The sequence below is a fragment of the Ruegeria sp. HKCCA4812 genome (genome assembly GCF_013034245.1).
Classification (GTDB): domain Bacteria; phylum Pseudomonadota; class Alphaproteobacteria; order Rhodobacterales; family Rhodobacteraceae; genus Ruegeria.
The window spans coordinates 1-22,880 of sequence record NZ_WQFQ01000005.1 but is presented as its reverse complement, the minus strand read 5'-3'; the positions used below and the strand labels follow the sequence as shown (position 1 = coordinate 22,880).

The following is a 22,880-nucleotide window of genomic DNA, read 5'->3' as shown; positions in this document are numbered from 1 at the left end:
GGAGGGGCGCAAATTGAACTCGCTGTCGGGCCGATTTCTGATCCTGACGACGGTCTTCGTCATGTTGGCCGAGGTTCTGATCTTTGTCCCGTCGATCGCCCGATTCCGCGAGGACTTTCTACTGAACAGGCTCGAACGCGCGCAGATCGCCTCGCTGGCTTTGCTGGCGGACGACATGCTTGCCGAAGATCTTGAGGCGGAACTGCTGGCAAACGCAGGCGTCTACAATGTCGTATTGCGACGGGATGAGGTTCGGCAACTGATGTTGTCGTCGCCGATTCCCGATCCAATCGCCGACACGTTCGATTTGCGGGATGCAAGCCCATGGGTTTTGATCCGGGATGCGCTCAGCCGCTTTCTCAAGCCCGAAAACGAAGTCGTCCGGGTCATCGGAGAACCGGTAAAGGGGGCAGGCCTTCTGATCGAAGTCACTATGGACAGCATGCCGTTGCGAACGGCGATGATTGACTACGGGTTGCGTATTCTCGGTCTCTCCTTTGTGATCTCCATCATCACGGCGTTTTTTCTGTTTCTCGCCGTGCGCGTCGTACTTGTGCGGCCCATCAAAAGCGTCGTCGGCTACATGCAGCGCTATGCCAGTGCGCCAGAGGACGCGCGTGGCATAATCTCGCCGAATTCGAAGGTGACGGAGCTGCGAGAGGCCGAGGAGGCACTGAAGATGCTGCAAACGGACCTGACCCAGGCGCTCAAACAGCGGGAAAGGCTGGCGCAGCTTGGGGGGGCCGTCGCCAAAGTCAGCCATGACCTGCGCAATATCCTGACGTCGGCGCAGCTGTTTACCGATCGGATCGAGGCCAGCGATGATCCGCTGGTGCGGCGGATGGCGCCGAAACTGGTGAATTCCATCACCCGGGCAGTGTCTCTTTGTGAAAGCACATTGGCCTTTGGACGCGCGGAAGAGCCCGCGCCCACTCTGACTATGGTTCCGATCCGCGCAATCGCGGCGGATGTCGCGGCCAGCGAACAACTCGCCGTCGCTGATGCCTGCGTCGAGATCGTGAACGAAGTGCCGGACACCCTTGTGGCCCGTGCCGACCCCGAACAATTATACCGCGTCATCATGAACCTCGTGCGCAACGCAAGACAGGCGCTGGTTGCCTCCGGAAAACCTGGCCGGGTTACCATTGCGGGCTGTGAAAACGATGACACTTGGTGCATCGAAATCCGCGACACAGGGCCGGGTCTTCCCCCCAAGGCGCGCGAAAACCTGTTCACGCCTTTCCAGGGCGGGGTCCGAAAGGGTGGCTCGGGTCTGGGGCTGGCAATCTCGCAAGAGCTGGTGCGCGGCCATGGCGGGGATCTGGTTTTGAAAGAGACCGGACCCGAGGGAACAGTCTTTGAAATCAGCCTTCCGCGCGGGGACATGACTTTTTGATTTTTTTTTGAAGAATCGGCTTGCACGTCTCGGGCAGCAGGTCTAAACACCGCCTCACCAACGCGGACCGATAGCTCAGCTGGATAGAGTACTTGACTACGAATCAAGGGGTCGGGGGTTCGAATCCTCCTCGGTCCGCCACTTTCCTTTTATAAAACGTCAGAGATGTTTGACCTTTCCGTCACAACATTGACCCAACTGCCTTTCGAACCCGACTAGGCTTGGGGAGATCGATTCGTCTTGGCGGCCAATGCGATGCTGGGATCTGTGTGGACGAGCTCGTGTTACAACTTAACTTGCGCAACGCAATTTCTGGAAGCAGTAGCTTTTCGATCGGTTAGAGAAGCTCAGGTTTTCTCTGCCGGGAGCGCGGAGCAATACCCCAGAATCTTGCCTTTCACCTCGACTGCAAGAAAAGAAAATCTTGACCAATACTCGTCTAGGAACTTTCGTCGCTGCGCGAAATGAAAACTGCTCTACGAAGAGTGTTGCTTAAATTCGATTCTGAAGGAAACCTACCCGTTTCTAGGACCTCTCCGATTTCCTCGGGGATTCTTTGACTTGTTTCTAACAGTTGTTTCCCTGACTCACCGACACCACTTTCTGAGCTGATGTCTCCTAAGCGGTTGATTGCATCACAGATTCGCTGAGGTGTTGGGGGTATGGAGAATCCGAGTGATGTCCCATCAAAGAACAGGGGACCAACAGGAGCCACTCTACTGAACATCACCAGTCCTATTTTGTTGATTGATTGGGGGCAAAACAGAATTTGCAGAGGAAACATTTTTTCGGAGATAGTGTTTAAGCTCCGGTTCTTCGTTCGTGTTTTACGATCCGAAGCAGAAATTGCCAATTTTTCGATTTCGTAGCCGTCGGCAAGAGTTACACCAGAGACATTCAGCGCATTGTCTAACCGTGCAAGTTTACAGGTCTTTCCTGGGACATAAAAAATATACAACGGGTAAGTTGCGACTGCTGCTCTTGCTGTATCGCACAACACCTTGGCCTGTAGCACCTTTGAAGCTCCGGATTGATGATACAGTTCCCTAAAGGAGTGGCGTCTCCACTGCTTCCCTTTTCCATAAGATCGCTTGGCTTGAATCAATAGCCGAACAAATGATTCGTTGCTCCGGTCAACGAAATTCCATTCCATATCAGCACCCGTGGAAAGTTCGTTTGGAAAATCAACGACAACATTTTTTCCTCCGAGTGCAACAATGTTGGCCATCAACATATCAGTTATAGTTTCCTCTCTGAAACTCTTCTGAAGTGTCGCAGATCTGTCCAAGAAGTTTTCGGTGAAGGCCGGAAAATTGCGGGCCATATGACAAAGCATGACAGTGTTTTCCTTCGGTCAAGTTTGCATACGTGAAGCTACGTCGTTCAGAGAATCCCTATTTTGAAGCTCACTTGACCACCCAGCTGCAAATGAAATGTCGTCAGAGTCCGGAAGCTTGTCTTCGGGAAGAGATCTGATTTTTACGCGGGCTGGCAATGCAGCAGCTTCGCCCAAAAAAAGAGACTCTTGCCTAGGCAGCGAAGATAAAACTGAAGTCATATTAGAGAGGCTGTCGGGCAAGAAACGTTTAACATGTTGTTGGTCTTGGCTATTTGACAATCTTAAAACGATCCACGAATTGCACTGTGAAATAACAGTGCCTTCAACATCTGCTGGGCGCTGCGAAATCAACATAAGACCTAAACCGTATTTCCGCCCCTCGCGGGCGATACGGCGAACAGCATCTTGGGCGACCGCGTATTGGGCTTCGCCTCGATCTGGAACATATCGATGCGCTTCCTCACAAACCAACAAGATCGGATCTCGCTCTCGACCCTCTCGATTTTGAGCGAGCTTATATTGGAACAATAATCTGGCGATCGAGGCTGTAAGGGGCCCCGCAACTTCGTTGGGCAGGCCAGAAATATCGATGACCTTAATCTTTGTCTGCTGTTCGTCAGCAACAGATAGAAACTGAGCCAAAACATCGGAAAGTGTCAGCGGCTGAGCATCATCCAAGTGATCGCTCAAAAGGAACGAAATCCTCGTATCAGATCTCAAAACAGACACTTTATCGAGAATTGACGAGAATTTTTGTTTAGCCCCGTCAGTCTCATCGTCCCACTTACCTTTGAAGTACCGCTTGGTCTGTAGCTCACTAATATGGGCCACAAATTCTGACAACCTAAAGGGTCGTGGTTTATCTCTGTCAAAATTCGCGATTGCTTGCTCACGCTCTGCGCCTTTGTCGGGGTCGTCTGAGGGAAGAACTATTGGTTCCTGAGGATGCTGATCGGCTCCAAGAGTTGCCAAATCAATATCAGCCGCCGCCATTGTGAGACCTGCTTCAACCATCCGTGCATGGGTCAGAGCTTTGTAAACGATGTTAGATTGAGATGTGGCTTCATTCTCAGTTTTACCAACAATCAACGAACGGAACTCATCACTCGACATTAGCCAGAATGGGAGTTTCAAGTTTGCATGTTCAACAGCAGCCTCGTTTGGCGCATCATAAGCACGGTACAGCGACGCGTCGTCTCCAAAAGCGGCAGCATATTCCCCATGAGGGTCAATTATCACGATTCTTGGATTGGAAGGCTGCCCTTCGATAGGTTGATGAGCGATCACCGAATGAAGGATGGACGCGACCGTCCCCGACTTCCCGGAACCTGTTGAACCGAGGATTGCGCTGTGTTGGCCAAATAGTTTATCGATATTTGCGCGGCAAGCGACACGGGTGGCTCCAACGTAGTCGCCGATTGCGACATGACAATCTATGCCATCGTCCCGAGCGCTTTCGACACTTGCATATAGTCGTTCAGTTTCCCCCTTCGTCATCAAAAATACGGACTGCAGAGGAAGTGGGAATGTGCTTATACCGCGCCGGAAATCCAACTTTTCTTCCTTTGGTTGCCACCAAGCTTCCCCGAGCAAATCGGCTTCGATGACTCGCTTGTCAAATGTAGAGACAGCGCTTCCAGTCGAGGCGGCAATCGCTGCAGCTTCTTCATCTGACTGAAGGCGCAAAAGGCTAACCGTTGCAAAGATGACCTTTCTGCCGACATGCAGTTTGATCACACTGCCAAGCTGACCGACAGAGTAGCTTCTCCCACGATAGCCTCTAGTTAATTCAGTGATGCGTTTGTCGAGGGCAATCTTGATGGAGTTTCCAGCAACTTCGAATACCGTGCCAATCTCCAGCCCAGGTTCGACGGCAAAATCGGTCATGCCATTGCCTCCTGAATATCCGCAGGCAGGCCATCCGAGAGCATTTCAGTCACGCCAGTGAACGTCCACCAATCACGGCCCTCATCGAGTTCCCAGAACGGGCCGCGGTCGCCGTTATACAACCCTTTGTTTGAAACGATATATATCCTCTCTCCCCAGGAAGTCTTCCGCCAGTCGTCAAGGATCGGAGGTAACGCATCTCTCTCTTCTGAAAACGCAACCAGCGTAAGTTGGCTATCTGGAGCAGACATAGCAACTTCAATGTCCTGGTTGATATGCTCATCGCCAAAGGAGTATCCGCAAACCAATAGGACCCGCTCTGAGCCATCAGCGAGGTTCACGCGAAACCGTTGGAATAGCTCGGCAAAGGGGTCAAGTTGAGTGTTTACGTATTTTGTAGATTGCGGATAAATCACCACTTGGTTCTTAGGTGCAGGATAAGCATCATGATGTCTGACTCTAAGGAGACGCGAGGCATCATCCTTAGGCGCCACCCAATCGATGGAGCCGTGGAGTTTTACCACCCTTGCTTTATGGGGTGGGTTAGCGGCACCCCCGTAGCCGGCCCAAAATGCGATGCTGCCACCAGAGAAGCCGTCATCATAAGGCACGCCACGCAATGCGAGTGCATCTTCAATAAGGGTGTCGTAGTTGGTTGTGAAGAACTCTACTGGCCCACGCAGAGCTTCCAGCCCAGCTCGATTGCGTCCAAAGACTGCTCGCACAAAATTAAGGTGATGTTCGATGGTCACAATAGGCTTTTCGGAGGTGCCTACACTTGGATTTAACTGCTGGCCATCTTCTGCCCAGTTTTCGCGATAGCCCCACCTGATTGTATCCGAGATGATCTCCAGAAGTGCGTTGTGCAACTTGGTCAAGATATCAAAGCCGACCTTAGCATTTCCCAACTGTGCACTTTGATCACGGGACCTCACCGACATGGAGATCAAGTCTGCCAAGTGGGTTAAAAAAATTTCTATGTGCGCGTTTTCGTCAATGTCACTTTCAATAAAATCGATCGTAGAAAGTATCTCGCCCTCATCTTTGAAAGTTTCTGTCCTTGCCAGTTCCAACACGCGCCTTGTCAAAGGATACATCAAGGGGATGTTTGACATGAAGCTAGCGCCAGCAGCCAGCAGCCACGTTTGTTTCGGTGTGTTGAATGCTTTTTCGAACTGCTCGGCTATATCGTTTGCTTCGTCCGTTATTTTCAGAAATCCGTTATCAATCAATAGGTTTGAGGGTGGCTGATATTTGGATCAATCACAACCAAAAGTTGAAGATCTTAGTGAAAATATCTACTGCTTTACTCAATGCAGGGAAGTCTCACGCCCGTTGCGGTCTCCAGTTTGGTTCCCTGTGGAGGTTGGCGTTGATCAACTGTTAGGTAAGGCGGGGCCTCGAGCGCCAATTGACAGGTCGCCACTCAGCTGCAAAGGCCGTGGCATTCATTGAAAGCTGTCTAGAATAAGACCATCTGTTTTCGAGTGGTAATTGACCTTACGTGGCCGCGTGCGAGCAGGAATTTCGCTTACCGCGCGTGGATGGGTACTATGAAGACATCGCCCGGCCTTTGGTGCGGCAACTCATGACTGAGACTTCCTGCGCCGTAGAAAATGCGCAGCAACCTTCATCAGTGGGAGTTCTACAAGCAACGAAGGCAGCAGTAGCACTATCAAAACCATCGATGCCCCCACCATCCAATCCGGTCTGTAATCTTCAGGCACCAATGGTACATTGAACTCCGAGCTAAGCTGCACAAGGCCAAAGTAGATTGACGTGACGGCATACAACTGGTCTCGTATTTGCATCAAAACCTGAGCGGGTTTTGAGAAGTTGTCCTTCCTACGCGCACGGCATTCCAGACGTAGTTGTTTCAAAAAGCTCATGCCCTCCGCAGGTACAACGCTATTAGGGTAGGCTACCTCAGGTGACCGAAGGCCGAGTTCTTGGTACAGAGCATTCGTCGACAAATGATCGACCTTAAACGCGTCGATGAACCTGAGACGCGTCGCCTGCGTTAACTCCCGATTTTGGTATTCGTAGTTGCGAAGGGTTCTCGCGGAAATCCCGATCCGTGCTGCAATTTCAGCCTGGCTTAGATCTTCCGAATCTCGGAAGTCCTTCAAGCGCTCTGATGCGATCTTGCGCACAATGACGTCATATTTCTCCTTGTCGCGCGTCATAGAATTTTCCCACAAACCGCTTGGCACAAAGGTACTCAAGAACCTTAGTTGATGAAATCTTCGGTATTGCAAGTGGATAGCCGACACCGGAACAATTGTACCTCGCGGAACATCTGTTCCGATTCTAAAATTGTTTAAATACAGCCTGTTGCAGTGTTGACCATCGGTGATGGAGTTCCTTAGCTGATGGTAATTTTTCTTTTGTTGCGATCTATCGATTGGACACATCCTGCATGCGACAACCCACCAAAAGTGACCTGGACGCCCATGAGAGAATGAAAGCTGAACTGAGGATCAGGGGAACATCTCTGGCTCAGTTGGCCCGCGATCTGAGGGTGACTGACTCAGCCTTGACGTTGGTCGGAAAGCGTATGTGCAGATCTCAGAAAATCGAAAAAGCGCTGGCCGATGCGCTCGGCGTAGCGCCGGAAGCGTTGTTTCCAGATCTAAAAGAGGGGGGAGCCAAATGACCTAAAATTAAAAGGCCCTCGAGAGCTGGTACTCTCAAAGGCCTTCAAATTGAGGTGCATTCAAGTTTGTAGACCAAAATGCACCTCTTTCATGACCCAAAATCCGGGACCGGTCAAGCCTGCAGGTAAGCCTGCAGGGCGGTCCCGCTCATCCATACCTGAAGGAGGGTATGTGGGTTTCCGGTCAGAACCGGGCCTCACTGATAGTCACATGACCGAAAGCAACATCGATGATCACGCATATCGCCCACCGTCTGAGAGCACAGGAATCAGAAGCTTCGCGGCACGGTCGAAATCGAGCGTCAGGGGGTTTGCCATCTTCGAGATGCCAGCAGACAAACACCCGCGACAAATCATCTATGAAAGCAATCTGGAGCGGAAAACGCTCCTGACGCTCTGCGCCCAAGCCGATATCTGGAATGTTCGCGATCAGCCGGGACGAATTTCTTTCGAGGGTCTTACTGGCAAGCGGGAAACGCACATCCCCGACTACTTGGCTCAGTTTCGATGCGGATTGAGGGTAGCCATTGCGGTTAAGCCATATGATCGGGTCCAAAAGATCAATTTTCGCGCCACGCTCCGCGCAGTCGAAAAGTGCATGTCACCGAGCTTTGCTGATCGCTTGGCTTTGGTGACCGAAAAGAGCCTAAATCCCGCAGAGGTCCAGAATGCAGAGTTTCTGCATTTGTGTCGCCAGCACAAAGACCGTGAAGCTGATCTCTTGGTTGCAAATGCGGTTGCCGGTCTTGTCGCTTCAACCAGCATTGCGGATTTGGTAAGCGAGGTTGGTTTGGGTGGGCGCGGCTTCCGAGCCGTTTTTCGAGCCATCTATGATGGTCGATTGTCTGCAGAAAAACGCAGTGTCATCACACCTTTGACAAGCGTGTCATTGCCAGAGATGCAGCCATGACGAAACTGCGGATTTCAACGTGTGATGCCATAGTCGCGCGCGGTGAAGTACATATTGTCGAGCACGCAAAAGAGCACTCGGTACAAATCAAAGCGCTGTACGGCGATGGGGAACGCGTCAACCTTACCCATGAAGAGCTTCGGCAACTCATCGACGAGGGAGTGTTTTCAATCGAGTATGGGTATTTTGCGAGTCGGCAGGTGGCACGACGTGCATCTGCTGGGCGAACTCTGATTGACAGACTTCCACAGACCGAAAAGTGGCTGGTCTTTTGGAAGGAATTGTTCGTACGGCTGTTCTTGGCTGCAGAGGCTCAAAATGAAGTATCGCGCTCCGAGGCGTCGTGCATCAAGTTCATTCCTGAACTTCATCGGCGTGTGAACGAACAGATTTCGACTGATCTATCAAAGTCAAAAATTGATGATGGATTTGCTGTATCCCTTTCATGGCCTGCACCCGGTCGGGGGAGTTTGATGAAATGGGTGCGCGTCTGGGCTCCCACGCGAGATCCAATGACGCTGGTGCGCAAAACGATATTCAATGGCGCTAACGCGAAAGGTATCGACGCCGAACGCGAAGCTATTATTGAATCCCATTTGCCCGAGTTTCTCCACGTCAGTGAGATCTCCGTCACTCAGCTTCACCTCGCGATCTCGGGTGACATTCGAGAGCGAAACAAGATCCGCAAGTTGAGTGATCTTCCTCCGCTGAAGGACGTCTCCGAAAGTACGGTGCGCCGCCGGGTCAAGGCCTTGGATGAGTTTGAAGTCGTCGCTGCTCGCAAAGGTCTTTCGGTGGCGAAGAATGAACTTGGAGCTCACTCAGGCGGTCTCGATGTCAGAGCCCCACTGGAACGCGTGGAGATGGATGAGTGGCAGATCGACTTGATGGCCATCCTTGCAGAGGCCGGTATTGACTTTACCAATGACAGTTTGCGTGACGTCGAGATTGGTCGATATTGGATTTGCGCAGCTTTAGACACAGCCTCAAGATCCATACTGGGCCTAAAGCTCTCGCGCCAACCCAGCTCAGAGGACGCAAAGGCTGTCCTTTGGATGGCGATGCGCGACAAGTCTGACATCTCAACGCAACTCGGTTGCGAAACAAACTGGAAGCAATTTGGTCACGTCCATCATGTAGCTGTTGATAACGGTCATGCTTTCGTGAACGTGGACTTCAAAGCGGCGGTTTCGGACCTTTCGATTGGATACTCGGTCTTGCCAGCTGGTGTTCCAAAGCTGCGAGCCCGAGTGGAACGTATCTTTCTAACACTGGCCATGATGCTTATGCCCTACCTAACAGGGCGCACATTCGGCAACCCAGTCGAAAGGGGGGACTATCCATCCGAAAAATATGCAGTTCATACGGCCGAGAGTATCATTGAGCTGTTAGTTCGGTTCATTGTTGATATCTATCACGTCAAAAGCCACCGCGGACTGGAATATGCTTCGCCGAATGACGCATGGGACAAGCTTTGTAATCAGTTTGGCTGGTCCCCCGCTCCCAGCGAGCACAAGCTGAGGCACGTTCTTGGTCTGGATATGACCCGCAAATCCGGGAGACATGGAGTCCTCGTCTGTGGGATCAACTATCATTCGACCGGCCTTTCGCATCATTTCAAAAAACATGGCTCGCAAGAACTTGACCTGCGCGTTGACCCGGAAAATCTCGGCCACGTCTCTATTTGGTTTGATGACGCTTGGCGCTCGGTGCCCGCGCTTATTGACGGCGTTGAGGGGGTGTCTTTTGCGTCCTGGGAGCGGACGATCTCAGATGTGCGCCAGAAAAATCGAGCGGCGACAGACATTAATCAAGAAACCATCGACAGGGCCATTGCACGGATGAAGGCAATTGATGCTGAGCAACGTGCTTGGCGACGCTTGGGGCCGATCGGCGTGTCAGCACGTGAAATCCAGCGCGCGGAAAATGAGACATTCTGGGGTCTGAATCTCAAACCTGATCCCGAAAGCACAGAAGCTCACATCGAGATGAACCCGAAATCGAATGGCGGGTTCCTGTCAGACATCATTGGTGATCGCACCAAAGGGAAACGCGAACTTTCAAACGAGAATTTCGATGTCAACGACGATGAACCAGTTGAGTTATGGAGGTTTAGTGATGACGATGAATAATCCTCAAATCAGGCGGATCGTCCAGGATTTGCGGTCTGCATATGTGCCAACCAAGGCTTACCGAAAGCTGGAGCAGAACTTTCAAATGCTGCTGGACCAACGTCGGGCGGACTTGGCGGAGGGCATCACGTCTAGTGTTCGTGGAATTGTCCTTATTGGACAGTCTGGCAGCGGCAAATCAACTGCAATCCGGGAACTGGTCAAACAAAACCGGGCCTTGATTGCGTCGAACCCGGAAGAGGAAGTCTGCGAGTTCATCGGGCTACAGGTTCCTTCCCCAGCGACGATGAAGTTCGTGGGGGCGGCAACCCTGAACGCGTTGGGATATCCTTATTCCGGAAGCCAGTCGGGGCCGGTGGTTTGGGATATGGTCAAACGCCAGTTGGAACTGAGGCGAACACTGTTCTTGCATCTGGACGAAGCGCAGGATTTGGCGCGATATCAAACCGACAAAGAACGCCAGGCGGTCGTAAACACACTCAAGTTTCTGATGGAAAACAGTCAGTGGCCGGTTGGGCTTGTTTTGACCGGGATGCCAGATCTCAAGAACATCGTTAATCAAGATGCGCAGCTTGCACGACGGCTGTATCCGATTGAGATTGATCGATTGCATGACCTTCGGCATGCAAAGTCCGTAGTCGATCTCGTAAAGGGATATACCCGTCGCGCAGGCATTGCCATTTCAGATGAACTAAAGTCCGAGAGCTTTGCGCGCCGCCTTATGCATGCAGCGGACTATGAGTTTGGGCTTCTGGCTGAATTGACGGTTCAATCTATTACGGAGGCGATTACGTCCGCAGGTATCACTGTGGCGTTGCAGATTAAACACTTTGCGGAGGTGTTTCACGCGCGGTCAGCAGCCATTGATGGGCTCAACCCTTTCATTGCGGAGGATTTCACACGGATTCGTGCCCGTGATGTTCTTGGCGGGGTAAGTGTATGACAGCTCCCCTTGTGCTCGCGCCCCCTCTTATTGAGGGAGAGTCACTCAACGGATACGTGAGCCGATCTGCGCAGCTTTTCGGGAGGACACCGCGTGATTTCTGCACGGACCTTGGAATGCGTTGGCCGTATCTGTGCAGCGGGCATGATGATCAGATGGAACGTTTGGCCTGGTTAATCGGTGAAAGCCCTGAGAAGCTTAGTGCGCATACTGCAGGGAAAGTAGGAGAGGGTCGTTTCAAGCTTGGACAGACCGTTGTGACCCTTGGAACGATGCGTCGAACTGCCGTACGTTTGTGCCCGCAATGTGTGGTGACGGCATTAACTGAAATCGGACCTCATGGTGTGTTTCAACTTCTGGAATGGGCCGTCACGTCTCTTCATACATGTGGGCGGTACAAGTGTTATTTGATGACACTCCCGCCCGCCAAACATGCTCACACAAACTATGATTTTGTTGCCCGGGTACTGGACAATATTGATGCCGTTCAAAGTGCCTGCATGAGCCCTGAGACAGCGCAGCAAACTGCGTTCGAACGGTATATTCGTGAGCGAATTCAACGAGGCCCAAAAAACGACTGGCTGAAAGATCTCGATCTGACGCAAATACACCGCCTTTGTCTGAACTTGGGTGCTGCAATCGAAGGTCTCAAAATGAAGATCATGAAGACCCTTGGTAGCCAGCAAGAACGCAGCTTGTGCCAACTGGGCTTCAAAAATGTGCGCGCTGGACCGGATGGCTTCAAAGTCGCGCTGAAACGTTTGCACCGACAAAGCACCTCAAACCGACCCTACTTCAGTGCAGATATGGGGCTTTTTTATCAATGGCTCAGAGAGTATTATGAAGACCCAACCTTGGCACCGTTGGTTGACCTGACATGCGACCACATATTCGAAACCTATCCAATCCCGACAGGGAAGGAAGTCTTCGATCGGGTGGCTCCCAAGCAGACGTTGCTGAACATGCATGAGGCGCGAAAAAGATCGGGTTTCGGCGTCATGTTCCTGAAAGGGCTGCTTGGTCATTTAGACGGTGTGGATCTAGCAGAAGCCAACTTGCGAACTGATGTTCGAGTGGATGAGCTTGCACGCGCACAGGCATACGTTGAAGGTCTGATCAATCTCGAAGATGCAGCACGGATGCTTGGTCTCTCTAGGTCTCAAATAAAGGCGCTACAGTCATGCGGCGTTCTCGACATGATTAAAATCACGTCTTCACTCCGGTATGTACTGCGAAATCAAGCGGGAAAGCTGCTTGATAAACTCAACGGTTTGCCAACTGCACTTCCCTACAGATCAGTTGTCCCTCTCAGGGAGTTTTGCCGCTCAAAGCAAGTTACTATGGTTCAAATCATCGACCTTTGGGTGCAGGGCGAACTCGACGGAAAGCTCTGTCGCGGTGAGGGAGTTGGGTTGCAAGCAATTGAAGTTGAGTGATCCCTGCTGTCCGAAAAAGTTCTGGTTGAGCTCATTGGGGACCTCTCTGCCGATGAAGCTGCGAGGTATCTCAAGGTCAGTGTGGCTTTCATTCGGCTGTTGCGAGATGAGGGGTACTTAGAGGCAGTTTCTCGAAGGAATCCTGACACCAATCATGTGAAGCAATTCATCACCAAACGAAGCATCTCAGAATTCGAACAGCGGTATGTTACGCTCGGGCAGCTGGCGGAAAACCTTAAGATGATGCCATTTCATCTCGCTCGCAAACTTGATCGTGATGATGTACCGCCGATCAATTGCCGGATAGTACAACTAAGAGTTTATTCGAAAGATGCGTTAAGCAGATGGTATGGTGAAGATGCCTGAAGGCCAGATCATCCAAAGATCGCAAGCCTTGCTTCGTGAAATCTCAGTGGTCGGCACATCGCAGCCGTGTTGCTGGCGCTGTGGAATGTCGGAACTGATTGGGAGTTGCAACAACCAGCCATGAATGAAGACCAACCTCAGAAAAGACTGCCCATGCCCAGTGCACGTGACTTTCGGAAGGAGCTTCGTGAGCTGAAGCGCACGGGTGAAATTTCGACACCAGCGGGGCAGAAAAGGCTGCGCGAAATTCTCAAGATATTGGGGGTCAATCTGGATAATCCCGGCGGCGAGTACGACACTCACTTTGAAGTCCGAACGGAACCTTTTACAGATGAAGAGTTGTGGGAGAATACCCCTCCGTGTTTTCGGCATTTGCTACCGCCGGAGGTGATCCAGAAATTTGACACGGAGTAGCTGGGTAGGCGGTTAGGGTCAGGACTCATAGCCAATTGATGACGGTTGCTGCGAGGGCGATCACTGAGAGGAAGACCTTTGGGCGCCTGTCGTTTCGAGTGGCGACGCGGTGCCAGCCCTTCAGTCTGCTGAACATGATTTCGATCCTGTTGCGGCGTTTATAGCGGCGCTTGTCGCAATTCACGGTCTTCTTGCGCTGCTTTCGACCGGGGATGCATGCGCGTATCCGCTCAGGCTACCTTAGTTCCCTTGAGTTTCGTGCAGACTGCCTTCTTAATGGGGATAAAGTTAACGAAGATATCTCGAAACTTGTATACTTAGCGCATATGAAATCATTGATTGTCGCACAGGCGTCGGTTTGATTAGCGACCGAGAATGCTCCACCCGCCTACCGATCTTAGTGAGCTGGCTCGGACAGATCTTGGAACGGGTCGAAGGGTTTCAGCAGCGGTGCAAATCGGATGTCTGGCTGTGTCGTTGTTTGCAATTCGTCCAGCGTTCGCAAGGTGGCGTCAAGCGGATCAAACGGGAATGGCTTTAGCGCGAGGTTGTCAGCAGGTGGAAGCTTGTTAAACAGTTTTTGTCCATGTGCGTCCCAGTGTGTCGGGATAATCCGCCGCGCGCCCGTGACTTCGACGATAGTCTCGGTGAGGGATTTGCGGTGTGTTTTAGGTTTCAGACCCAATCCCCCGATACCAAAGAAAACAACATCTGCCTTTGCGCGTGGCCCCGCTGCCGCGAGGCGTGCGCCTACATCGCCCGCGCTGCCGATAATCAGCATGGACCAACCGCTTGATCGGTGGTGGATCTGAACAGAGACGCCATGACCTTCGCCCATTTCGTGAATTCGGGCGGGGAAAGTGAAGTTGTCGCGCGTCTGTTTTCTATTAAGAAAGTGTTGGACAAAGCTGTCGAAATGTGGCGTACGGATGAGCGCGACTTCGAAATCGCCTGTACGAAAGACTTTGGGCGGGTCCAGCTCTCCTGCAGGTGGTTTCTCAGGTTTAATTGACCAATCAAACTGCGTATTATCTTCACCAAGCATCTGTATTGCGGCCTTGGTCAATTGTTTCACCGACGGATCGGCGATAAGCCGGGCGCGGTGCATTGCCGCGACGATGGGGCTGTCCATCGCGTGGTCGTAGTGGGCGTGCATTGGTATCACATAAGACAAGCCGCGATGTGCAGCTGCGGGACAGTCAACTACGTTCTGCGACGGTTGGCCTGCGCAGAAAAACCGGTTTAGTCCCAGTTGTTTTGCCGCTCGCTCGATCTCCGGCATATCCGGTTCAATTTTCCGGACAATCATATGTTCTTCTCGTGAATAATATCCATCGATGACGATCTGGGTTTTGTTGTCTTGGATCAACAGCGTGGAAATCCCGGAATAGGTCACAAGCACCGGGCCTTCCTTGGCGGCGGTAGACAGCGTGCTGTCACGAACACGGTCTTTGAATTGGTCCGCGCAGGCGGATAGAAGTACAAGCGCGACAATGCCAGCAGAAATCGTCAGCCGAAGATCGATGCGCTGTCTCATTGTTCCGCTCCGCTCAGTTCGTCGAGATCGAAGGTCGCCATGATTTTGTATCGCTGCCCCCAGACTCTAACGCGGCTGCCGTTGGATTTATCAAGCGAAACTAGAAGGTCTGCGTTCGATTGTCGCTGCAGGTCGCGAATGAGCTCTAGGTGATCGGGGTTGCGGACTTGCAAATCGGTGCAATTGCCTTCTGCAATCCCTAACCGGCGAGTAACTGGCCCGGAAGGGACAAGTGTGATGACGGGTCGCGAAAAATGTTCTGCGCTGTGGATCGGGTAGTCTCGAGCGAGCGTCTTGATCGTCTCAGCCATGATCTCAGCGATATCGGTGAAATCCAGAGGCACAACTTTCGCGACTTCAGGTGTGATGTGATTGTCGCCATTATTGTTGCGGTCACTAAGGCGTTTTCGGGCCACGAAGATCCAATCGTGTATGACACAGGCGGGGCCAAAGCCCCGAACACTCAACCCGCCGAAAGCCTGCACTGAACGGGGCACGAAACCACTATCAGTATAAAACGCCGCTGGGATAGCCGTTAGCGGGCGTGCATTGCTGCCGGGTTTGACTGGGTGGGTAAATGCGAACTCCCTGCCTCCCACAGGCACACAACGGAACTGACTGTCACCGACAGCAGACTCCGCGCCCGCAGCAACCCAGGCTACCAGCACTGAGCCGGTGAATGCAGTCGCATTGATCGAATTATGATTGACATTAACGCATCCAGAGACAAATCGCGCCTCAAACAACCGTATCAGATTGTCCACGATTTATGTTCCAAAATAACATCCGTTAACTGGCGGCAGACCAAAACAATCTCACTCCAAGTCGTATCTCTCATAGCAACAAATTCTGTATCCAACGTTCTTTTGTCCTCGCGTCTCAGTAGCATGCAAATTGGCTTCCAAACCGCAGAGCAAAATAAGCAGGCTACCGCTGCCCGAGTGCGTCGCGTGCTAAAGCCACTAGGTTTGAGGGGGGGCGTATCAAGGCGACTATGGTATTGTACTGGGGCGCGTCTTCGAAGAATCCCTTCAATCGGCTATACTGTTTTCCTCGCCGGTCCAGTCCCAAATATCTTAAGGCGTTAGCTCCCAGAATGGCAATTTGATCGGATTCTTCGAGTGCGGATGCCTTTAACGCATTGCGAACGTCATTATAATAACTTGCGTGTTGGTTCTCACGGCCAAGCATAGTCCAGTCCGAACCATACATCAGGCGAGATTTGAGGTTTTCTCTCTGGTCCAGCAGGTTATCCAGCAAATCAATTATTTCTTGTGACTGAACGCGATTGCTGTCTGTGACGTCGGTCCAGTATCCTAGATCGACATAGACATTATCGTATTTCGCGATTAGTTCTGCGGCCTGCCATTCGTAGGCCTGCGTCTGGATTGGGCATCCGGGGGCGGTCCGGAACCGTTCCTCATCAAAGCCACCAAAATGGGCGATGTTTAGTCTTAGATTGCTCCACGCCGGGGTTTCCAACACTGGTTCCCAATTTGCAGCCGATGCGTTTTGCCCGGTGCAGGCATCGGCACCCAACGAATTGTTGCCATGCGTCTTTATTGGGACATCTTCGGCAGCGCACCAATCGTATAGGGCGCGCAACTCGTTATCGATTTCTTGCCCTGTCACCCCCAACTCCCGTAAGGCGCGGGGCCTGCGGGCGCCCGGAGCGTCGAACCTATCGTTGCCCAGTGGCAAAAAGCCCATCGGTGGATACAGCTTGATACCTGCAAACCCTTGGGATTCGACCGATTTCTGGATGGTTTGCAACCAACTTGAATTTCCGTTTTTGCGGTAATAAGCGGCGCGCAACGGGCAAAAGGGTGCGAAGGGTAAAATCAGGGCACCGCGCTCCAACAAGGCCATACGCGACAGCAGGTCAATCTGATCTGTGATGTCGCGCCCGCTGCGGTCGGCATCCCGGTCCTGCCCGGCTCGAAGCCAATAGGTGAAGTCGACAAGTGATGGCGAGAACACTTTGATCCCGTTGGAGCCAAGGGGATCATTCGTGCTGGCCTGTGCAGTTTGGTGGGCGTACAGCCGGATCAACTCACCCAGTATATCCACGCGGCTGCGGGTCAGCAGCCCGGCCCACATCAGGGTTTGAACCAGGCTTTGATCCGGGTTTCTGCGCTCGGACAAAGATTTGAAACTCGGAGCGTCCGGAAGCGCTTCATCCGCGTAAATGGCATCGGCGATTTGTCGGGCCTGATCGCCGGCACGGGCAACATCGCGAACGTTCCCGGCCAATCCGACGGGGTTTACCGGGATGTCACTTTCGGCGGCCAGCAGTGTAAACAAAATTTCGTCGCCGGTTGCCGGGGGCAATGTGCCGTCGGTGGCGAAAGCCCCCTGACGCACACGTCCTGCCGCATCCACACGGCTCTCCAGAGCAACCAGTCCCGCCTCGACTGAGCGGCGGTCCTGTATCAACAAATCCCCTCCGTCACGAATGGGCAAGCGCTGTAATTCCGCGATTTCGATCAGCTCTTCCGACGCGGTTGGTGTCCCGCGCGCGGCCAAAACGATGTCAACGACCAGATCAACGAGCGATCGTGCTACAGATGGCCCACCGGGCACCGGGGTCTCAGGGTCGCGCAGTAGTACCTGCTCAACAAACCCCGGTATCGGCACATCGGTTGCGTTGAATATGTGATTGTGGATGTCCACTGGCACTGAGGGCAGGCCGTCAGGGCTGACATTTCTGTCCTCACCCTGGCCATAACAACCAGGTAATGCAGTCGTGGCTAATCCCCCGATTAATATACTGCGCCGCGTTGGCATGATTGCAATTCTAGTAACATCCATAAAATTCGTTCCGGCGTTTCAATGATCAGTACGTAGAAAGGCGTTAATGCGATCAATCAAGTGATATGCCCGCCTCCACTAGAAATTCTCTTACGCTGCTCAAGCCTGCCGCCTTGTTAAGCCCGTCGCAAGTGTCATCAAAGGTTTCGTGCCCAGTGTGGTGAATGCCTACTACCTCGCCAGCATCGTTGAACGCTGGAGCTCCCGAGCTGCCCGCTTCTGTGTCGCAAGTGTGGGCAAACAACCTACCTGCGTCTTGGCCTGACAATTTTCTTTTGGTACAACCTCGAGAGATTTTCTTTGTTTGTAACGCTGGATGATGCACAATCGTCAAGTTGTCGCCTATGGACGAATTCGAAGCAAATACAGCAGGAGTGGGGGGGGCATCGTTGGTGATTTTACCAAGGCGCAACAGAGCAAGATCGTCCTCCGATGAACGATGAACCATCGAAGCGCATGGATATTGACGGCTAGTACTATCTCCATCCCACGAAAAATCGACAAAACCATTACCTTCGCAAATGTCATGCGCCCATCTCGATTCGCCAGCGCCACCGCAGTGGTCATTGGTAAGGAACAATAACTCTGGCTCGACACTTACTAGAATGCCGGTACAGCTCCAAACTGCAACTCCATCTAGATTGTTGCCAGCACTCACAACAAACATTCCCACAGGTTCTGAACGTCGCTTCCAAAACTCTTCAACTGGACCGCCAGCTCCGTCCGTTGGATCATATACATCGCTCCAATCCGGTTGCCCGTTCGAGTCTTTTATGGAGTAGAATGGAGTGTCTGCTCCCATGCCCACGGCTTGATAGAAAACCGTCTTTGCGGGAGGAGCGTCGCGCTCGTGTTCAACAAACAGTTCAACCTTATTCGTATAATACCTGTCAGTCCAAAATGCTTTTCCGTCCGCATGCGAAGAGTGGATTGATTGTAGTGGTCGACCTTGGCCGTCACGAATTCGCACTGTCCAATCATGCGCGTCATCTACTAAAGGCTCAATCCGCACTCTCAAGTAGCGAACATCTTGCTCTTGCAACGGCAATCGGCTTCCCGGAACTAAGTTTCGCTCCCAAGACTTAAATATGCCGATATCAACCGCAAATTCGTGTTCGCGTTCGGGGCATGGCGCAGACTCAGCGACTGATACTAAAGATAGAGCCAAAACAGTAGTAGCTGAGAAAATGACGTTTAGTTGCATGCGCTAGTGTCAGTTTCAATTTTTGCAGAGTCCTCGAGCCGAGGTGGAGTTAAAATAAACTCGATTTCATTGGCTTTTAGAACCATAACTGATGGTTCCTTTCCATCTGAAAAAGTTACTTTCACAAGCGGATCTGAACCGATGACTCCTGGCCCTGTGCGTCTAACAGTACCGAATGATTGGAGCTCTTGGCTACTTGGTTCGTGAAAAAGAAAATACTCCCTGTCACCGTCAGTTGTATCGTATCCTACAAAATGGCGGAGTAAGCGAGGGGTAACGGCCCCGCCATCAGCGTCTTGCCCCTCAATGAGCGGAGACTCTGGGCTAATCTTATCCACGCACCATTGAAGAAGTTTTGCCGGACGAACCCTCTTGCCCCTCACAGCGACATGATGAGACGTGGGGTCAAGCAGCGCCTTTTTTGCATCCACAACTCCGGTGGCCAATCCATTCCGAAGGCCTTCGTTAATAGGGGGAAATACCGCTGCCTGGATTCGGACTTTAGATTCTCTCGGTGTCCAGTGGTAGTTAGGCCAAACACATGACATAGAAGAAATAAGTCCCGCAACTAGTGCAGATGCCTGAGAAGTGCCTTGCGCAATCCCATACTCAGTTTCGGTCGCGGGTGCCGGTATTTTGCCACCGTAAGCAGCAACGTGTACAAGACCATCATCCGAAAAATTCGAGTAGTTGGAAAGTTTGGCGTTTCTCGATCCACAGTTCTCACACGCGGCAACGACTAGAATGTTTTTTCTGTCGCCAATATTTGCTGGAGATCGATCTGATTGGGCGCTGATATTTATGCCGCCGTTGCTATTATTTCCCGCGGCAACGACCCAAATGTTGTTCCCCCAACGTATCGTTTGCACGTATGGTGGGTTGTTCAGTCGAAAATTGGAGTCCTGTTTTAATTTCTCTTTTTCATCATCGTCATCATATTTCCAACTGCTTGCAAAGAGTACGACTTTCATCTTCGCGTAGACACTAAAGTCGCGAATAGCTCTATTCGTCGCCGCGACCTTTCTAATATCAATAAACGGCTTGCCTGATTTGGCATCCTTCCAAATCAAATGCGAACTGGGTGACACCCCAGTAAAGTATTCAGGGTCATTTCGGGAAATCAGTATCCCCGCCAAATGTGAAGCGTGGTGGATGTCATTTTCAATTTCACCGACAGATAAACACTGTAAATTTGGCTGGCCATGTTGATAGCTCTCATCTACCTTATGGGCAATTGCGGGATGCATGGCGGGGGCTCGGTCAAAAAGCACAATTTTCGAACAGTTGTCCCGGCAGTCGCAGGTGGGCATTTCCTCCAACCCCAAGAATTTTGAATAACTCGGTTTTTCAATCAAGCACGAGTCTAGCCAACTCTCTCCATCTAACGAATCCAATCCCCCATAGGATTGCACTTCATCTAATTCGAAAACTTCGATTTCATTTCGACCAATTACGGGATTAAATCTACGGAGTGATTTGACTATCTGTCTACTTTCTTCCGTGTCTGGGACGGATGCAGAAATTTCGAACCCATTTAGCTCAATATATCCGGTTGGTTCGGTTGTTGAGGTGCAATGTGAGGTCGCAAGTAAGCCCCAGGGCGTTTTAACTCTCGTACATCGAAAGGTTTCAAGTGAATTTGATTTATCATATACTTGCACCGCACCGATCGATTGTATTGGCAGGTCCGGATACGCAACATGGCCCTTTGGGATATCTACAGCTGCTAGTCTTCCAGAGGAGAGATCTGAAATAAGTCTTTCTATCTCAATCGAGCATCCCAGCCTAATTTCCGTACTGCGAAATCCAAGTTCTTTGATTGCAGTATTGCATGGTCCTTGGTTGCTTATCGGTTTTGTCTTGATTTTTACAAGATCGTTTTGAATGAGCGTTCTCGCAATGCGTGCCCAATCGTTTGGTGGGTCGTTACTAAACACTTCAATAGCGTATTCTTTCCCGCGTTCGGACGAGATGGGCGAGTCCGCCTGCGCCCACTCCACCGTTGGATAAACAAACGCTCCGAAAAGAGAGCTTAAAACTACTCTACGAACATGCATTGGTCGCCTTTCGTGTACAGGCAGCGGAACCCCTCTATGTCAGATGATCTCAAACCTAGATCGAAGCTTCCGCCCTCTCCGCACAAGTAGTGCATTACTGAACCCGGAGTGTAGGGTGTAATCGGTTTGTACGTCCCGCCTTCAGAAGAGCAACCTGGAACATCATTAATATGTTCGTGTCTGAAACCAAGAATGTGCCCGATTTCATGCCGCATTACACCGGTGCGATCAAAGGACATTGTATCGGAAAAGTAGGCGGGAAAAACCTCTATGCGCCACATATCTTTTGGGTAACTTGGGAAGAAGGCGCGTGCAATCGGTCCATCAATATCGTCCAGGAACGCGATGACAAAGCTCGCTTCTTCCGCTGATTCTACGCGAGTGAAGCTCACACCACACTCGGGGCAAGCATTCGTCCAGGAAGTTGCCCCATTGACAAAGCTGGATAGCGTCAATTCGGCTTCTTCGGATGACCTAAAGGTACTTTGGTCAAAAAAGTAGGTTAAATTTCGGTCTTCCGGTTCGCGCAGAAAGTCGTATTTACCGGCTACAATGTTAACGATGAGTTCCGAAGAGACCTTCGCGCTTCCCGCCGCCTCCTCGTCGTCCACCAACTGTCTGTTTCTAAGATAGCTCGGAACTTCGCCTCTTGTAATGATGATGTCACCTTCCACGATAAAGAAGCCCGAGCCCTGCGGTGCTTCAATCAGTGTTTCAATGAATTCTTCAACGATTTCATCATCGTTTGGGTTTTCTATGGCAGCTTTCAGCGCTTCAGAAGCATCGGCTGTTTGTGCGGATACCATCGACGAATGCGTTAGAAAAAGCGCCAATCCTGCAAGTATTGCTTTCATGACTTCCCCCGAAATTTCTTTATTTCAATGGCGACATTATCGCCATCAATCGCTAATCCAGCAAGAAATTTCTTCAATTTTGTTAATCAAACACAATCGATAAAGCATCGAGAATATGCGTCGAATGCGGCAACGGATTGATTGAGTTTTGGATCATTGCCTCGATTTCGCTGGCTCGGGATCAGTACTCTCGCTTCTAGCCCGGCGTGTATTAAAAAAAAGGGCCGTCAGTGATGGTAGTGCAGGAATTAATACGCAAAGTAGTTTATGGTCAGGGATGTTCACCAGACCGTTCGTCGAAAAAATTAAGCTGCCGTTTTGTAGGTTGGGTCAAGTATCAGGATTTCCAACGTGTTGATCCTTAACCGATTTTTCCTTACCACAACTAGTACGTACAGCAAGCTTTCTTCCGAAGAGCGAAGCTTTTTCCATGTTCGGGCGCAAAAATTCTTACTGCCGGCGTGTGCAGCAAGAAACCTCAACATAAGAACTTCTCTTATTTGAGGCATAGAAGGTAGGGTCGATGAATGGTCGTTACTTGATCTGGGTCAGGAATGCTTGACGTTTGGGTCAGAATTGAATGACTAGATTTGCGCAATTCTTGAGGTCTTGGCCATCGATTGAGTCAAAGATCTGTGACGTTCCACACCTTTGAATTCATTGGAAAAAACGGCGGTTTTTACCAGCTACCCGCCAACATACCCGCCAAAGCGGTGGCTAGTTTCGAATGGGCTGTAGACATCGACGGATTGATACCGGGAAATAACTCGTCAGTTCAAACTGACTATGAGTTACCTGATCGGGTTCAGCCAAATATTCTATCCGTTTACTGTTTTTTGCTGGGCGACAGACTTCCATACAAGTTCTAAGTTAACTCCTAGGCTCAGGATGCATTATTTTTTGCTGCGCTGCGTGACTCGCGGCTCCCAGAACGGAGC

At 51.3% G+C, this 22,880-nt stretch carries 17 protein-coding genes, 1 tRNA gene and 1 pseudogene; 8 read left to right on the top strand and 11 right to left on the bottom strand.

The annotated features are described in order from the left end of the window. Positions 1-13: 13 nt before the first annotated feature. Together GOW04_RS14625 and GOW04_RS14620 are read left to right on the top strand one after the other, a co-directional pair. Positions 14-1,396 carry a sensor histidine kinase gene (locus tag GOW04_RS14625; RefSeq protein ID WP_254430163.1) on the top strand — a complete coding sequence of 461 codons (1,383 nt, stop codon included), beginning with the start codon at positions 14-16 and terminating at the stop codon, positions 1,394-1,396. Between the two features lie 64 nt (positions 1,397-1,460). Continuing rightward, a tRNA-Arg gene (locus GOW04_RS14620) sits at positions 1,461-1,537 on the top strand. Positions 1,538-1,835: 298 nt separating this feature from the next. Here the strand turns inward: GOW04_RS14620 and GOW04_RS14615 are convergent. The 4 genes from GOW04_RS14615 to GOW04_RS14600 form a co-directional block, all read right to left on the bottom strand. After that, positions 1,836-2,720, bottom strand: coding sequence for a DUF6615 family protein (locus tag GOW04_RS14615; protein ID WP_171233046.1), 885 nt, complete (start codon positions 2,718-2,720; stop codon positions 1,836-1,838). Positions 2,721-2,750: 30 nt separating this feature from the next. Next, complete coding sequence (locus GOW04_RS14610; protein ID WP_171233045.1) at positions 2,751-4,622, bottom strand: ATP-binding protein; 1,872 nt, start codon at positions 4,620-4,622, stop codon at positions 2,751-2,753. Beyond that, entirely contained in the window at positions 4,619-5,854 is a 1,236-nt protein-coding gene (locus GOW04_RS14605; RefSeq protein ID WP_171233044.1) for an SIR2 family protein, read from the bottom strand. Before GOW04_RS14605 ends, GOW04_RS14610 begins: the two co-directional genes overlap by 4 nt. A gap of 354 nt (positions 5,855-6,208) precedes the next feature. Continuing rightward, positions 6,209-6,808: a helix-turn-helix transcriptional regulator gene (locus GOW04_RS14600; protein ID WP_171233043.1), complete on the bottom strand. Its 600-nt coding sequence runs from the start codon at positions 6,806-6,808 to the stop codon at positions 6,209-6,211. A gap of 275 nt (positions 6,809-7,083) precedes the next feature. On the opposite strand from GOW04_RS14600, the gene GOW04_RS14595 reads away from it, so the two are divergent. The 6 genes from GOW04_RS14595 (at position 7,084) to GOW04_RS14570 (ending at position 13,479) form a co-directional block, all read left to right on the top strand. Continuing rightward, positions 7,084-7,278, top strand: coding sequence for a helix-turn-helix domain-containing protein (locus GOW04_RS14595; protein ID WP_254430162.1), 195 nt, complete (start codon positions 7,084-7,086; stop codon positions 7,276-7,278). A gap of 211 nt (positions 7,279-7,489) precedes the next feature. Continuing rightward, on the top strand, positions 7,490-8,188 hold the full coding sequence (locus tag GOW04_RS14590) for a hypothetical protein (RefSeq protein WP_171233041.1): 699 nt from the start codon (positions 7,490-7,492) through the stop codon (positions 8,186-8,188). Continuing rightward, positions 8,185-10,320 (top strand): DDE-type integrase/transposase/recombinase, encoded by a 2,136-nt coding sequence (locus tag GOW04_RS14585; protein WP_171233040.1) that lies wholly within the window; start codon positions 8,185-8,187, stop codon positions 10,318-10,320. The genes GOW04_RS14590 and GOW04_RS14585 overlap by 4 nt, the downstream gene beginning before the upstream one ends. After that, positions 10,265-11,263, top strand: coding sequence for a TniB family NTP-binding protein (locus GOW04_RS14580; protein ID WP_171233039.1), 999 nt, complete (start codon positions 10,265-10,267; stop codon positions 11,261-11,263). The genes GOW04_RS14585 and GOW04_RS14580 overlap by 56 nt, the downstream gene beginning before the upstream one ends. After that, positions 11,260-12,699 (top strand): TniQ family protein, encoded by a 1,440-nt coding sequence (locus GOW04_RS14575; RefSeq protein WP_171233038.1) that lies wholly within the window; start codon positions 11,260-11,262, stop codon positions 12,697-12,699. The genes GOW04_RS14580 and GOW04_RS14575 overlap by 4 nt, the downstream gene beginning before the upstream one ends. Positions 12,700-13,185: 486 nt before the next feature. Continuing rightward, the gene (locus tag GOW04_RS14570) at positions 13,186-13,479 is read left to right on the top strand and encodes a hypothetical protein (protein ID WP_171233037.1); all 294 of its coding nucleotides are present in this window, start codon (positions 13,186-13,188) and stop codon (positions 13,477-13,479) included. Positions 13,480-13,504: 25 nt separating this feature from the next. Here the strand turns inward: GOW04_RS14570 and GOW04_RS14565 are convergent. The 7 genes and pseudogenes from GOW04_RS14565 to GOW04_RS14535 all read right to left on the bottom strand — a co-directional run. Further along, positions 13,505-13,705 (bottom strand): annotated as a pseudogene (locus GOW04_RS14565) (transposase); the annotation flags it as partial. 171 nt (positions 13,706-13,876) lie between these two features. Further along, positions 13,877-15,016: an MBL fold metallo-hydrolase gene (locus GOW04_RS14560; protein ID WP_171233036.1), complete on the bottom strand. Its 1,140-nt coding sequence runs from the start codon at positions 15,014-15,016 to the stop codon at positions 13,877-13,879. After that, on the bottom strand, positions 15,013-15,780 hold the full coding sequence (locus GOW04_RS14555; protein WP_171233035.1) for a hypothetical protein: 768 nt from the start codon (positions 15,778-15,780) through the stop codon (positions 15,013-15,015). Before GOW04_RS14555 ends, GOW04_RS14560 begins: the two co-directional genes overlap by 4 nt. A gap of 163 nt (positions 15,781-15,943) precedes the next feature. After that, the gene (locus GOW04_RS22280; RefSeq protein WP_217356938.1) at positions 15,944-17,689 is read right to left on the bottom strand and encodes an amidohydrolase family protein; all 1,746 of its coding nucleotides are present in this window, start codon (positions 17,687-17,689) and stop codon (positions 15,944-15,946) included. A 190-nt stretch (positions 17,690-17,879) separates the two neighbouring features. Next, on the bottom strand, positions 17,880-19,031 hold the full coding sequence (locus tag GOW04_RS14545) for a serine protease (RefSeq protein WP_171233033.1): 1,152 nt from the start codon (positions 19,029-19,031) through the stop codon (positions 17,880-17,882). Beyond that, positions 19,022-21,088, bottom strand: coding sequence for a S8/S53 family peptidase (locus tag GOW04_RS14540; RefSeq protein WP_171233032.1), 2,067 nt, complete (start codon positions 21,086-21,088; stop codon positions 19,022-19,024). The genes GOW04_RS14545 and GOW04_RS14540 overlap by 10 nt, the downstream gene beginning before the upstream one ends. Further along, a complete protein-coding gene (locus GOW04_RS14535; protein ID WP_171233031.1) occupies positions 21,070-21,942 on the bottom strand; it encodes a hypothetical protein in 873 nt (290 codons plus the stop codon). Before GOW04_RS14535 ends, GOW04_RS14540 begins: the two co-directional genes overlap by 19 nt. Between the last annotated feature and the right edge of the window lie 938 nt (positions 21,943-22,880).

What these genes read in the sequence shown, in the direction of transcription:
- GOW04_RS14615 (WP_171233046.1), bottom strand. Translation starts at nt 2,720, where the DNA reads ATGGCCCGCAATTTTCCGGCCTTCACCGAAAACTTCTTGGACAGATCT.
- GOW04_RS14560 (WP_171233036.1), bottom strand. Translation starts at nt 15,016, where the DNA reads ATGAGACAGCGCATCGATCTTCGGCTGACGATTTCTGCTGGCATTGTC.
- GOW04_RS14595 (WP_254430162.1), top strand. Translation starts at nt 7,084, where the DNA reads ATGAAAGCTGAACTGAGGATCAGGGGAACATCTCTGGCTCAGTTGGCC.
- GOW04_RS14610 (WP_171233045.1), bottom strand. Translation starts at nt 4,622, where the DNA reads ATGACCGATTTTGCCGTCGAACCTGGGCTGGAGATTGGCACGGTATTC.
- GOW04_RS14590 (WP_171233041.1), top strand. Translation starts at nt 7,490, where the DNA reads ATGACCGAAAGCAACATCGATGATCACGCATATCGCCCACCGTCTGAG.
- GOW04_RS14535 (WP_171233031.1), bottom strand. Translation starts at nt 21,942, where the DNA reads ATGAAAGCAATACTTGCAGGATTGGCGCTTTTTCTAACGCATTCGTCG.
- GOW04_RS14545 (WP_171233033.1), bottom strand. Translation starts at nt 19,031, where the DNA reads ATGCAACTAAACGTCATTTTCTCAGCTACTACTGTTTTGGCTCTATCT.
- GOW04_RS14580 (WP_171233039.1), top strand. Translation starts at nt 10,265, where the DNA reads ATGTCAACGACGATGAACCAGTTGAGTTATGGAGGTTTAGTGATGACG.
- GOW04_RS14600 (WP_171233043.1), bottom strand. Translation starts at nt 6,808, where the DNA reads ATGACGCGCGACAAGGAGAAATATGACGTCATTGTGCGCAAGATCGCA.
- GOW04_RS14575 (WP_171233038.1), top strand. Translation starts at nt 11,260, where the DNA reads ATGACAGCTCCCCTTGTGCTCGCGCCCCCTCTTATTGAGGGAGAGTCA.
- GOW04_RS14570 (WP_171233037.1), top strand. Translation starts at nt 13,186, where the DNA reads ATGAATGAAGACCAACCTCAGAAAAGACTGCCCATGCCCAGTGCACGT.
- GOW04_RS14540 (WP_171233032.1), bottom strand. Translation starts at nt 21,088, where the DNA reads ATGCATGTTCGTAGAGTAGTTTTAAGCTCTCTTTTCGGAGCGTTTGTT.
- GOW04_RS14585 (WP_171233040.1), top strand. Translation starts at nt 8,185, where the DNA reads ATGACGAAACTGCGGATTTCAACGTGTGATGCCATAGTCGCGCGCGGT.